This window comes from Bacillus paramobilis (assembly GCF_038096195.1).
In the GTDB taxonomy this organism is placed as follows: domain Bacteria; phylum Bacillota; class Bacilli; order Bacillales; family Bacillaceae_G; genus Bacillus_A; species Bacillus_A mobilis.
Window position 1 is genome coordinate 3,481,885 of record NZ_CP151108.1, and the last position, 13,065, is coordinate 3,494,949.

Annotated in this window: 12 protein-coding genes; 4 read left to right on the forward strand and 8 right to left on the reverse strand. The window is 35.4% G+C overall.

Translation table 11 applies throughout. The features are described 5' to 3' along the window. The first annotated feature begins 54 nt into the window (after positions 1-54). A complete protein-coding gene (locus AABL52_RS17765) occupies positions 55-585 on the forward strand; it encodes a GNAT family N-acetyltransferase (RefSeq protein ID WP_341518084.1) in 531 nt (176 codons plus the stop codon). 51 nt (positions 586-636) lie between these two features. Here the strand turns inward: AABL52_RS17765 and AABL52_RS17770 are convergent, their stop codons facing one another. Next, positions 637-2,265, reverse strand: coding sequence for a peptide ABC transporter substrate-binding protein (locus tag AABL52_RS17770; RefSeq protein WP_341518085.1), 1,629 nt, complete (start codon positions 2,263-2,265; stop codon positions 637-639). 563 nt (positions 2,266-2,828) lie between these two features. Here AABL52_RS17770 and AABL52_RS17775 point away from each other — a divergent pair. After that, the gene (locus tag AABL52_RS17775; RefSeq protein ID WP_341518086.1) at positions 2,829-4,217 is read left to right on the forward strand and encodes an alpha/beta hydrolase; all 1,389 of its coding nucleotides are present in this window, start codon (positions 2,829-2,831) and stop codon (positions 4,215-4,217) included. Between the two features lie 207 nt (positions 4,218-4,424). Here AABL52_RS17775 and AABL52_RS17780 read toward each other — a convergent pair whose 3' ends face one another. The 5 genes from AABL52_RS17780 to AABL52_RS17800 form a co-directional block, all read right to left on the reverse strand. Further along, a complete protein-coding gene (locus AABL52_RS17780) occupies positions 4,425-5,750 on the reverse strand; it encodes a bifunctional S-methyl-5'-thioadenosine deaminase/S-adenosylhomocysteine deaminase (protein ID WP_341518087.1) in 1,326 nt (441 codons plus the stop codon). Between the two features lie 53 nt (positions 5,751-5,803). Beyond that, positions 5,804-6,163, reverse strand: coding sequence for a YunG family protein (locus tag AABL52_RS17785; RefSeq protein ID WP_098237672.1), 360 nt, complete (start codon positions 6,161-6,163; stop codon positions 5,804-5,806). Positions 6,164-6,190: 27 nt separating this feature from the next. Then, entirely contained in the window at positions 6,191-6,634 is a 444-nt protein-coding gene (locus AABL52_RS17790; protein ID WP_341518088.1) for a GNAT family N-acetyltransferase, read from the reverse strand. A gap of 214 nt (positions 6,635-6,848) precedes the next feature. Beyond that, positions 6,849-8,363, reverse strand: a complete 1,515-nt coding sequence (locus tag AABL52_RS17795) for an acetyl-CoA hydrolase/transferase family protein (protein WP_000429785.1) — start codon at positions 8,361-8,363, stop codon at positions 6,849-6,851. Between the two features lie 127 nt (positions 8,364-8,490). Then, positions 8,491-9,135 (reverse strand): LytTR family DNA-binding domain-containing protein, encoded by a 645-nt coding sequence (locus AABL52_RS17800; protein ID WP_341518089.1) that lies wholly within the window; start codon positions 9,133-9,135, stop codon positions 8,491-8,493. Positions 9,136-9,476: 341 nt separating this feature from the next. On the opposite strand from AABL52_RS17800, the gene AABL52_RS17805 reads away from it, so the two are divergent. Further along, positions 9,477-10,457: a serine hydrolase domain-containing protein gene (locus AABL52_RS17805; protein WP_341518090.1), complete on the forward strand. Its 981-nt coding sequence runs from the start codon at positions 9,477-9,479 to the stop codon at positions 10,455-10,457. 53 nt (positions 10,458-10,510) lie between these two features. Here the strand turns inward: AABL52_RS17805 and AABL52_RS17810 are convergent, their stop codons facing one another. Continuing rightward, positions 10,511-11,116: a pentapeptide repeat-containing protein gene (locus AABL52_RS17810; RefSeq protein ID WP_341518091.1), complete on the reverse strand. Its 606-nt coding sequence runs from the start codon at positions 11,114-11,116 to the stop codon at positions 10,511-10,513. A 54-nt stretch (positions 11,117-11,170) separates the two neighbouring features. Beyond that, the gene (locus AABL52_RS17815) at positions 11,171-12,094 is read right to left on the reverse strand and encodes an alpha/beta hydrolase (RefSeq protein WP_341518092.1); all 924 of its coding nucleotides are present in this window, start codon (positions 12,092-12,094) and stop codon (positions 11,171-11,173) included. Between the two features lie 204 nt (positions 12,095-12,298). On the opposite strand from AABL52_RS17815, the gene AABL52_RS17820 reads away from it, so the two are divergent. Next, positions 12,299-13,060: a DODA-type extradiol aromatic ring-opening family dioxygenase gene (locus tag AABL52_RS17820; protein WP_341518093.1), complete on the forward strand. Its 762-nt coding sequence runs from the start codon at positions 12,299-12,301 to the stop codon at positions 13,058-13,060. The last annotated feature ends 5 nt before the right edge of the window (positions 13,061-13,065 follow it).

Here is a 13,065-nt window from a genome sequence, read left to right on the forward strand (position 1 = left end):
ATTACATTATATAATAACAACACATTCTAGTTTCAGAAGAAATGGAGTGAAAGCATGTTTCCTATATTGAAAACCGACCGACTCATTTTACGAGAACTTACCGAAGAAGATGCACCGGGTATACTACAATGCTTTTCTAATACTGACGTACTGCGCTATTATGGCCAAAAACCATTACAAGATGTTGATCAAGTGAAACAAGTCATTCATAACTTTAAGCTCAGTTACAATGCAAGAAGCGGTATAAAGTGGGGAATCGAATTAAAAGACAAAAAAGAGCTCGTTGGAACAATCGGGTTTCATGATTGGTCTTCTGAACATAAACGAGCCAATATAAGTTATGCCTTTCTCCCTGAACACTGGGGAAATGGATATGCGACGGAAGCTGTTTCTGACGTTATATCATACGGTTTCCACACACTTCATTTAAAACGGATCGGTGCAATTGTCTTTCTTGAAAATGAAGCTTCCAATAAAGTGCTATTAAAACTAGGGTTTGAAAAAGAAGGCGTTCTAAAAAATTATATGTATCAAGATGATATCCCATATGATACGAATTTTTATTCTTTATTAAAATCGGTTTAATAGAATGTATGCGCAAAAAACCTTACTTTTAAAAAGTAAGGTTTTTTGTATTTATTCATTTGCGATATAAGCATTCTTATACGTATAAACACCACCAAATTGGTGCTTCTCAATTCCTTTTACATAATCTTTTTGTACGTAAGCAGAGCCCATTTGATAAAGCGGTGCAACTGCAGCATCCTCTAGTAAAATACGCTCGGCCTCTTGCAATGCTTCCCATCTTTTCTTCTGATCCAGTACTAAATCGCTTTTCGCTTTCTTTATTAATTCATCGTAGTGACGGTTAGAATAATTCATTTTGTTATTTTGATTATCCGTCGTAAAGAGTTCTAAATAACTAATTGGGTCTTTATAATCTGGTCCCCAATTTGCCATAGATATATCGTAATCTCCCATTTGTTCTAACTGTAATTTTTGCTTAAATGGCTGTTGTTTAATTTGTATCGCGAGTCCTGGCAAATGCTTTTCTAAGTCACCTTTTATATATTCTGCCATACGTTTTGCATTATCTTGTTCATATGTTAAAAATTCGAGGTTTACTTCGTCTACTCCCAGTTCTTTTTTCGCTTCTGCCCAAATCTTTTTCGCATTTTGCAAATTATAAGGAGAAAGATCTCCGTTTTCTTTTCTAAAATCTTTACCAGTCTCTTCATGTATATGACCAGCCGGTACAAGTCCGCTTGCAGACTTGGCCCCGTTATTAATAAAGTGAGCAACGAAATCTTCTTTATTTAACGCGAATGAAATAGATTGACGCACCTTTTTATTTGCTAACGCATTATTTTTCTCATTAAAACGTAGCATAGCCATTCCAGGTTCGCTCGACATATGTAATTCCTTATTCCCTTTATACTTATCTACAAATTGAGAATTAATAGGCACCCGGTCTAAATTACCAGCTTCGTATAAATTAACAGCTGTCATTGTATCCTTTACAATCTGAAAGTTTATCTCGTCTAATTTCACTTTCTTTTCATCCCAATATGTAGCATTCTTCTTTAATTGAAACTCTTGTTCATGCTTCCATTTCTCTAATACAAATGGCCCGTTATATATGAGATTACTAGGTTCCAATGCATAATTCTTTCCTTGTTCTTTCAAAAATGATTCATGCTGTGGTAAGTAAATAGGTAGTGATAACAACTGTAAAAAATACGGAATTGGCTGTTCGATTTCCACTTCTAACGTATAATCATTTATTGCTTTAACGCCAAGGTTATCAAGAGCCATTGTTCCTTTATTAATTTCTTTCGCATTTTTCACATGAAAGAGCATGTACGCATATTGAGACGCTGTTTCAGGGTTAATTGCGCGTTTCCATGCAAACATAAAATCATTTGCTGTCACACTGTCTCCATTTGACCATTTTGCATCTTTACGCAAATCAAATGTATATTTTTTACCATCTTCACTTCTTTTAAACGATTTTGCTACCGCTGGAATAGGCTGATCTTGATCATCTAATACATACAAACCTTCAAATATGTTTTGCATAACGTGTGCTGATGTACCATCCATCGTTTTCGCAGTATCAAGAGAAGGAATTTCTTCTGATACTGTTACATTTAATACTTGTTTTTTTGCCTCTGTGTCACTTTTATTCGCTTTATTATTACAAGCTGTTAATAATAAAGATGTAACAAGTGCCATTACCATTAAATGGCTCTTTTTTCGCTTCATGAGTTGTTCTCCTTAAGTATAAAATATTATAAAGCGTTATATATTATAGCAGAAATATGAATAGAAAGATGCGACATTCTTTTGAATATTTATTCGTTCAAGAAAAAAGCGATCCTTTAAAAAAAAGGATCGCTTTTCCTTAATAAAATCAAAACTAATTGTGCCCTCAATTGTATGAAGGAAATGTTCTTTCGGAACTAACTCTTCAACAGAAACTGATACACATTCGTCACAATGATTATTAAAGTACCATCCTAAGAAATCTCTCCTTATTCTCTTTTTATCAGTGTTAACACATAAAAAGAAGCTCAGATAGAAAGTGGTATTTGACAAACCTTATACACTTAAGGTTTTTGTAAGGATCAAGTAAGAAAAACGAGAGCTTTGTTTCGTATAGTCAAAATATGAAGTGAAGGAAGAAAGAGAGATTAAGAGTTACCAGAGTTATTAAGACAAAATCAGTACGGTTGGTTTTAGATGAACATATCAATGGATTAGGCCTTTTTGCACCAGAACCATAATTACCCTGCCTGTTTTTACAATCACATATTGGAGGTTAAAATATGAATAAAAAAAAGAAAATACAAAAAACAGTACTTTCCTTTACCCTGCTCTTTTCTTTTGGCATTTCATCTTTCCCGCTTACAACAGCTATTCACGCAAATACACATGCGAAACAATCTACAGAAAAGGAACGAGTCTCTTTAACAGAGCGTACATCGTTATTTTTTGAATATCTCCAGCAAGGTAAGTATGCAGAGGCACTTCAGTTGACGTCTGCTGCTTTTCAATCTAAGTTTACAGCAAACACATTACAAAACTGGTGGAAACAAAGTGACTGGAGCGGGATAAAAAGTATGGGAACCCCCGTGATAAAAGAACGAAACTTGGTCCATCAGATGGTGGAAATTCCAGGAACCACCCAAGGAGCTACCATACTGTTACTCCTTAAATTCACACCTGGTGGGAAAGTAGATGAAGTTGGGGTAAGGACGCCTCCAGAATCTTATATTATCCCGCAGCCTAGCTACGATCAACCTGCTTCCTATAAAGAACGTGAAATCGTCATTGGAAGTTCTACCTATCCGTTACCTGCCACATTAACGGTTCCGAAACATAAACCTGGTGAAAAGGTACCCGTAGTTGTTCTTGTTCATGGTGCTGGCATCCATGATCGCGATAGTACATATCTGGGAACAAAAATCTTACGAGACATTGCGGTGGGCCTTTCGTCCAACGGAATTGCGGTGTTACGCTATGAAAAACGCACCTTTGAACACACATTAAAGATGAGTGCAGAACCCGTTACGTTAGACCGTGATACTACAGATGATGCCATATATGCAGCAAAATCAGCAGTGCAGCAGGAAGGCATTGATCCAAATAATATTTTCATTCTCGGACATAGCCAAGGAGCTGGCACAATGCCGCGAATACTGAGCAAAGCGCCTTCCTCACTTGTTCGAGGAAGTATCTTACTCGCACCACCTGCACGCCCTTTGACTGACACTGCCATTGATGTGAGTCAATACCTTGGGGCGCCAAAGGAAGTAATCGATGAACTAAAAAGACAGTTCGCTTTTATCCTGGATCCTACTTTCGATCCTGACCATCCGCCAGCTGGCTACAATTTTCCATTTCCGTCTCCTCATTTTATGTATGATGTTACTAGGTGGCGTCCAGTTGAGGAGGCAAAATCACGAAAAGAGCCTTTGCTGATTCTGCAAGGGGCACGCGATTATCAAGTAACAGTAAAAGAAGATTATACAAAATGGCAGGAAGGACTTTCAAACCGCGGGAATGTTCAGTTCAAAGAATATCCGAAATTGAATCATTTCTTCACGGAGGGTGACGGGGAATTGAGTCTTCCAAGTGAGTACGAAATTCCTGCAAATGTTCCCGAGTACGTCATCCAGGACATTATTACATGGGTCAATGAGACAAAAAAATAAGAAAACATCAAAAACCTTCATGCAATCATTATTGCGTGAAGGCTTTTTTGAAACTAGTGATTTTATCTAAACCATTCTCTTCTGTTTTATTAATCAACACTCATAAAAAATTTCTCCTTTCCCTCTTTTTATCAGTGTTGACACATAGCACAGGGAAAGGTACAAAAACAGGCTGTGGAGAAGCACTTCTCCACAGCTTGAAATTACCTATCTTTGTAAACCTCGTTTATAACGACTCGCTTCAAATATAATACGCTCTTCATCTAACGTTTTACATTCGCCATTCCAAACGACTCGTTTTCCGTTAATAATTACATCGCTTATATCTTTTCCACTAGCAGCATATACAAGGTGCGATAATACTTCATCTGCTGGTTGTAGATGCGGCTTATTAGATGGATCAATTGTAATAAAATCAGCACATTTTCCTACCTCAAGTGATCCTGTTTGTTTCATGCCGATTACTTCAGCAGCCCCTTTAGTCGCAAGTGTAAGAGCTGTTTCAACTGGTAATGCTGTTGCATCTTGATGTATACCTTTTTGTAATAATGTTGCTATACGCATTTCTTCAAACATATCTAAATTGTTGTTAGATGCCACACTATCTGTTGCAATTCCTACTTTCATTCCTGCTTCTAACATCGCTTTTACATTCGCTATACCAGATCCTAGTTTTAAATTACTATTCGGGTTATGTGCTACTCGAACATCATGTTCTGCTAAAAATGCACGCTCATTTTCATTTAATACTACACCGTGTGCAATAACTGTTGGACGTTTAAACAATCCGCAACTTGCTGCATATTCTACTGGACGTTTTCCGTACTGTGCTTCAATATCACGTACTTCACGCTCTGTTTCCGAAAGGTGAATATGAACCATCGTTTGATTTTCTACTGCAATACGTGCACATTCTTCTAACAATTCTGTAGAACATGTATATGGGCTATGTGGTGCAACCATCGTAGTTAACATACCACTTTCGTTATAGTAACGCTTCACATATTTTTCAGCTTCTTCGATTGCTTTCTTTTCATCATCTTTCGTTCCGAAGCTAAATAAAGTTCTTGAAACAGCAGCTCGCATCCCACTCCTTGATACCGTTTCCATAATTGCATCTTGATCTACTCCAATTGGATTAAACATGTCAGAGAATGATGTTGTACCACTTTTCATCATTTCAAGTAATCCTAATTCCGTACTAGCAACTGCAAGCTCTGGAGTAAACTGACTTTCAAGTGGCCAAATTCTCGTCTCAAGCCATGGCTGTAATAACATATCATCGCCAATACCTCTTAAGAGACTCATTACAACATGTGTATGTGTATTTACAAGCCCTGGTAATACCCACTTTCCTTTCATGTCAATTACTTCATCTACTACAAAATCATTAGCGAATTCTCCGCTCTTTACATCTATAATTTGATCATTTTCTACAATGATATATCCATTTTCTATCACTTCATTTTGTTCATTCATCGTTACGATTGTAGCGTTTACATAAGTTGTTTTCAAAAGTATTTCCCCTTTCAACTCTATGAAATTCCCTTTAATAAGTTACCACCATTATAGTAACTTATTAAAGATTAAGAGTCAAAAGATAATTTCAATTCTTTCATTATCTTTTCCTTCAAAATGCTATATTGTTTTTCATTTGTATCTGCAAGTGCTTCTTCCCGATTTGATTCCATATCCAAATAATTCAGGTTTTCATTGAATTGAGTCTCTGTAAAATCAAACCTCTCCCCATCTATACAGTTATAAAAGTGCCACTCCTCTCCTATTTTTGTCTTCTTAATTTCCCCTCCGTATATATCTTGAACGACTAAAGCCGTTACACCACACTGTCCCTTTGCTGGATTTTCACTTGTCCACTTTGAACTCGTTTCAATCGACCATGATTTTATTAGTGCTTCATATATTCTTTTTGTCTTTACTTTATCCATTCTCAGCTTCTCCTACTATTAATTGTTTTACACATCATATTTCAAAAGAGGCAGTAAACGATCCTCAAAAACCGTTGATGGTGTCTCTCCTATTAACTTCGCTCCCATCTTCAAGTAAAACCCTTTTGCATTCGGATCACTATCAATTGTAAAACTTTTTATTCCTAGTTCATTTGCTTTTTCTAATACATACTCCCAAAGTATTTTCCCGTACCCATTCCCTTTGTAACGAGGATGAATGTATAAGAAATCGAGAGCTTTATTATTACGTAAAAATGAGAAAAATCCAATCTTCGTATTATCGTTTTCTAAAACATATACAAAATTGTTTTTTATGTACTCATCGGTAATTGTTAATTCTTCCTTACAAGCAAGTATGAATTCTTCGCTATAGTTCCACGTTGCTTTTGAATGTAGTGCGAGTTCACTTAATTCATTTGCTTCACTTAATAATGCTTTTCTTATCTTCATGATTCTTTCTCCTCACCTTCAATATGTAAGCTATTAAAATGATTCGAAAAAATAATTTAAAAAACCTCTTATTTCCGTAAATAAGAAATTACTTTTATAATTCTTCAGAATAGGTAACAATTTATTAAAAGAAAAAGAACGCCATTCCTGAAAATTGGCGTTCTTTTTCTTTTAACCTTTATGGCATATTATATTAAGAATCATTTTTGCACTTCTAAACAGTTTCTACTACCTCTTCAAGCATTGTTCCATTTTTAGCATAATTCGTATGCCAAGAAAAAGCTTTTTCTAAAACATGAGGAGTTTGTCCACCTCTTGTTTGTGCTTCTTCGAAATAAGCTCTTAGCTGGTCACGATACATTGGATGTACGCAATTCTCAATAATTAGTTCCACTCTTTCTCTTGGGGCTAGTCCTCTTAAATCAGCATAGCCTTGCTCAGTAACGATAACATCTACATCGTGTTCCGTATGGTCTACATGTGAAACGAAAGGAACGATACTTGAAATGTTACCAGCTTTCGCTATCGATTTAGTAACAAAGATAGCTAGGCGTGCATTTCTTGCAAAATCGCCAGAACCACCAATACCATTCATCATTTTTGTACCTAAAACGTGAGTAGAGTTAACATTTCCGTATATATCTAATTCTAACGCCGTATTAATCGAGATTAATCCAAGGCGACGAATGATTTCAGGATGATTAGAAATCTCTTGCGGGCGCATCATTAATTTGTCACGATATTTTTCAAAGTTGGAAAATACTTTTTGCATTTTCTCTTCAGAAAGCGTGATCGAGCAGCAGGAAGCAAAATTAACTTTCCCAGCGTCCATAAGATCAAAGACTGCATCTTGTAAAACTTCAGAATACACTTCTAAATCTTCAAACTCCGAATCTAGCATGCCGTGCAATACTGCATTAGCCACTGAACCAATTCCCGATTGTAACGGCGCTAAACGATTTGTTAATCGGCCTACTTTAACTTCTTCTCGAAGGAATTCTATTAAATGTTGTGCCATAATGACAGTTTCTTCATCTGGAGGAACAATTGTCGATGGTGAATCCAGTTGATTCGTAAACACAATCCCCTTCACTTTTTCAGCATCAATCGGGATACCGATCGTTCCAATTCGATCATCCGTTTTTACGAGCGGAATTGGGAGTCTTTCCCCTTGTTTACCTGGTTCATATAAATCATGTAGCCCCTCTAGTTGCGTAGATTGAGCCATATTCATTTCAATAATAATGGACTTAGCATTTAAGGAAAATGCTAAGGAATTTCCAATTGAAGTGGTTGGAATAATCATTCCGTCTTCAGTAATCGCAACCGCTTCCAAAATAGCGACATCTATATCCATAACGTCGGCACGAAGTAACTCTGCTGTATGAGATAAGTGCTGATCCACAAATAAAAAGTCTCCGTTATTAATTCCTTTTCTCATAGTCGCATCAGCTTGGAAAGGCAATCTTTTCCCTAAAATTCCTGCCTCAGCAAATAATTTATCTACATCCGAACCTAAGGAAGCACCGGTATAAACATTTACTTTAAAAGATTTATCATTCTTTACTCGGTTTACAAGTGCAAACGGGACTGCTTTTACATCCCCAGCGCGTGTAAATCCACTTAAACCTAAAGTCATTCCACTTTCAATCCATGAAGCTGCCTCTTCAGGTGTAACTACGCGATCTTTGAAACGTTGATCCCTAATTCTGTCTAAATTATTCTCCATATGTAATCCCTCTCTCAATGAATATTCATAATTATTTTACACATTGACACCATCAAAATATGAATTTTCGTACACAATGCCGAAAATTCAGATAAAACAGCAAATCTAGGTTCTAAAGCAGATAAATTTAGAATCCTAGAAGCTTACGAAAATAGCTAGCGTATGATTGACTCACTGGTACCCTCTCTCCGTTATCCATAGAAAGTAAAAAAGTAGAATGCGTATCAGGGTAAATCGCTTTAATATGATTCACATTTACAATAAAGGAACGGTGGCATCTAATAAAGGAATCTCTCGGCAGCAAGTATTCGAATTCTTGTAGCGAGTACTTATGTGTTCCTGTTAACTCTTCTGAATTCACATATGTCTTTTTATCTTTAGCCTCTAAATACATCACCTTTGAGAAAGGAACTGGAACCCAGCCGTCTGTTGTTTTTAAAGTAACGACTGACTTTCCATCCGTTAAAGCGGGATAAATTGCCGTCACGCACCCTTCAATCTTCCCATTATTTGAAAACGGTACGGCCATTCCATGATAAGGAATACCGAAAACGTCCCGGTTAATAAACTCAGAGGCTTTTTGCTTCGTTACCATTGCTTTATGAGCAATGGTCCCTTCCTTAATAGGATCCCCGGCGCTAATCTTTAAATCAATTCGTTTACTTGGCCGATAGTAAATATATTCTTTCGTATTCGAAACGGCAATTGATATTTCATCTGAAAATAATTCCCCAACTACATCTAGTAGTATACCTAACGTTTTATCTTCCATAGTATGAACACCTCATTTACTATTATACTACTATTATGAACGGGCAACTGTTGCTTTTACATGTAGTGCAAGTTCACTTCATTCACTAGCTTCAATTACTATCAATTTTCTTACTTCCATAATTGTTTCTCTCCACCTTCAAAATATGAACTACTAAAGTATTGCCCCACTCAATAAAAAAACCTTTATTTTTATAAACTTTAAATCAACTTGCTTCTTATATTACTTGCATTATAAAATAAAAATTAATATAAAAACATTTCATTTAGGGGGGATTGCCTATGCCGTTGGATTCCATTTCAGGTAACGAATATTCCAAAATTTAAAGGAGTGCCTGAAATTTGTTAAACTCATATATTAATTCATTTTTATATAAAAATAATGAAAAATTTAACGGAACAATTTTAATAGCCCATAAAGAAGAGACTCTTTATAAGCAGTCATTTGGAAAAGCTAATTATAATTGGGACATACCTAATACATCTACAACGAAGTTTCGTATCGGATCAATAACTAAAATCTTCACAGCAGTTTCAATTTTAATGCTTGTGGAAGAGGAAAAATTACAGCTACATGATACTTTAGATCAATTCATTCCCGATTTCCCAAAAGGAAATCAAATTATGATCAAGCATTTACTAAATCATACTGCTGGAGTTGGTAATATTACTGCTCAACATGATTTTTTATTACAATCTTTACAGCCTCGAACGCCAGATGAATTAATACAATGGATTATTGCGTGTCCCTTTGAATCTAGCCCTGGTGAAAAATTCAATTATTCGAATTCAGGTTATATTATATTAGGAAAAATTATTGAAGTTATAAGTGGAATGTCTTATGAGGAATTTCTTAAAAAGAGCATTTTCTATCCACTCTCTATAATAAACACAGGCGTTGATTTGAATCATATGATTCAAAAGCATAAAGCAACTGGATATGCGTTACATCCAAACCATGGACTACAGAACGCATCATTTATTCATATGTCTAATTCATATGCAGCCGGCGGATTAGTTTCTACAGCCGAAGATTTATATAGATTTGATAAGGCACTAAAAGAAAATCGCTTCTTATCAAGTAGAATGACATCTCGTATGTTTACTGCGGAATCTTACGGATATGGTTACGGTTGGAATATTGTTATGACTGAGAAAAATAATAAGCTTATATTCCATCACGGCGGAATTAACGGCTTTACGTCCTCCTATTTACGATTAATTGACAAAGAGGCTACAATCATCATTTTAAGCAATGTATCTACACTATTAACATCGACTCTTGCTAATGAGATAGCTTCTTATATGGAAAATAATTTTTAAATCTATTATGATTTGTAAAACCGTTCAACAATTTGAACGGTTTTACAAACAATTTAGTTCACCTTAGCCCCATAGCATCTAGCTACCGCAACTGCCTGTGCTATATCTAATTTTACATTTTTCAAATCAAAACTTGTAAAATCAATTCTATCAACTATCGCCCCTTTTAAATTTGCACCGCTAAGTTTCGCCTTACCTAATTGTGCACCGGTTAAATCCGCTTCACGTAAATCTGCTTTTTCTAAATTACATTCATATAGGTCCGCTTCCATGAAACGTATACCCTTTAACATTTGTTTACTTAAGTTCGCAAACCTTAAATTCGTATATGACCAATCACCCGATATGATAGTTATTCCGTCTAAATTCGCTTCTTCAAAATCAGAACCAGTCATTTTACATTCTTCAAACTTCGATACGAATAAATTCGCACCAACAAACTTACAATTCGCAAATGTAGTTCCTTGATGAATAGAAGCGTTAAAAAGAGCACCGGTAAAATCACATTCTATGAAGTTACAATTTTCAGTAGAAACTTCCGATGCATCTATCCCTCTAAAACGGCATTTTATGAATGTACTATTCTTCAATTCCTCTTCTTTAATCAAAACATCTTGAAAATCTATTTCTACATATTCTTTATTAACAAATTCACTCATAACTATTCCTCCAGCTCCTTAAAGAAACCTCACTTCAAAAAGTGAGGTTTCTTCTCATACAATATGCTTATCTAACCAAGAAATCAAATCTTGAAATACTTCATCTTTATTTACTTCATGGAACATTTCATGTCTGCCATTTTCATATAAACGCAGCGTTACATCTTTCACTTCACATTTTTTAAAGTTTTCATATACTTCTTTTACACCTTTCCCCATATCCCCAACAGGATCACGATCTCCTGAAAAAATATGTATTGGAAGGTTTTTCGGTGTTTTTTTGAACTCTTCTAGTTTATTTACTTCTAATACACCAGAAAATAATTCTCGATAAAAACTCGTTGTACAAATGAATCCACATAATGGGTCCGCAATATATTTATCTACTTGACTGTTATCTGAAGATAACCAATCAAATTTTGTACGATTTGGTTTAAAGTGTGAATTGAAGTTTCCGAAAGATAAAAAATTTAACATTGGACTTTTCGTTTTTTCCCCGCGTAATTTCATCTCAATTGTCGCTACTTTATGACCGATACTTCCTAAAACCCCTGGATTTCCACCAGTTCCTGAAATAAGGAATCCATCATATAATTCACCTTTCAGTTGTACAGCACGTCTTGATAAAAAAGAACCCATACTATGTCCAAGTAAAAATAACGGGCATGTCTGCTCTTTTCTTATCGTTTCTGATACAAAAATAACATCAGAAACAGCCTCATTCCAACCTACATTTGGTTTAAAATGACCATAATCTTCTTCTCTTTTCACTGTTTTCCCATGACCTTTATGATCATGTGCATAAACACCATACCCTGCTTTTAATAACGCAGCAATAAAGTCTGTATAAACACCTGCATGCTCTGTCATACCATGTGCAATTTGAATAATCCCTCGCGGATCTCTTTCTGGTAGCCACTTACGTAAATAAATTTCCGATCCATCCAATGCCGTAACGAAACTTTCCTGTACGTTCATTTCGTCAGCCCCCAACTCTATTATGTATATCAAAAAATGAATATCCATTCATTATTCTTATTATGTATTATATGCAATTGCCTTCATTATGACAAATGACTCACTTTTCCAATTAGCTTTTAAACTAATATATTGACGAATAGAAAATAAAATTATATAGTTACTTACATAAAGTAATTATTATATTTTTGGGAGGTTTCTATTATGATGCCATCATTATTTTTAGCACACGGATCACCGATGCTTGCTATTCAAGATACAGACTATACAAGGTTTTTAAAAACACTTGGAGAAACATATAAACCGAAAGCAATTGTTATTTTCACTGCTCACTGGGAAAGTGAAATATTAACGATTTCTTCATCAGATAACGAATATGAAACAATTTATGATTTTGGAGGTTTTCCTCCTGAGTTATACGAAATCAAATATCGTGCGAAAGGCTCTTCTAACATTGCATCTATGTTAGAAACGAAATTTAAAAACAAAGGTATTCCAGTCCATCATAATATGACGAGAGGTTTAGATCATGGCTCATGGACACTCTTGCACCGCATGTATCCAGAAGCAAATATTCCTGTCGTCCAAATTTCAGTCAATCCATTCCTTCCTGCAAAAGAGCAATTTAAGATTGGAGAAGCGCTTAAAGGACTTGGAAAAGAAGATATTTTAATAATCGGTAGCGGTGTTACCGTTCATAACTTACGAGCTTTAAAATGGAATCAAACGACACCCGAACAATGGGCAATTGAATTTGATGATTGGATTATTAAACATATGCAGACTACTAATAAAGATGCATTATTTAATTGGGAGAACAATGCCCCTCATGCACAATTAGCAGTACCAAGAGCAGAGCATTTCGTACCTTTATTTATCGCTATGGGAAGCGGTGAAAATAACGGTAAAATCATTCACCGCAGTTACGAACTTGGTACATTAAGCTATCTTTGTCTTCAATTTTAAAGAAA

Coding starts and splice junctions, on each gene's coding strand:
- AABL52_RS17765 (WP_341518084.1), top strand. CDS start 55: ATGTTTCCTATATTGAAAACCGACCGACTCATTTTACGAGAACTTACC.
- AABL52_RS17810 (WP_341518091.1), bottom strand. CDS start 11,116: ATGAGTGAATTTGTTAATAAAGAATATGTAGAAATAGATTTTCAAGAT.
- AABL52_RS17775 (WP_341518086.1), top strand. CDS start 2,829: ATGAATAAAAAAAAGAAAATACAAAAAACAGTACTTTCCTTTACCCTG.
- AABL52_RS17770 (WP_341518085.1), bottom strand. CDS start 2,265: ATGAAGCGAAAAAAGAGCCATTTAATGGTAATGGCACTTGTTACATCT.
- AABL52_RS17820 (WP_341518093.1), top strand. CDS start 12,299: ATGATGCCATCATTATTTTTAGCACACGGATCACCGATGCTTGCTATT.
- AABL52_RS17800 (WP_341518089.1), bottom strand. CDS start 9,135: ATGGAAGATAAAACGTTAGGTATACTACTAGATGTAGTTGGGGAATTA.
- AABL52_RS17785 (WP_098237672.1), bottom strand. CDS start 6,163: ATGGATAAAGTAAAGACAAAAAGAATATATGAAGCACTAATAAAATCA.
- AABL52_RS17790 (WP_341518088.1), bottom strand. CDS start 6,634: ATGAAGATAAGAAAAGCATTATTAAGTGAAGCAAATGAATTAAGTGAA.
- AABL52_RS17795 (WP_000429785.1), bottom strand. CDS start 8,363: ATGGAGAATAATTTAGACAGAATTAGGGATCAACGTTTCAAAGATCGC.
- AABL52_RS17815 (WP_341518092.1), bottom strand. CDS start 12,094: ATGAACGTACAGGAAAGTTTCGTTACGGCATTGGATGGATCGGAAATT.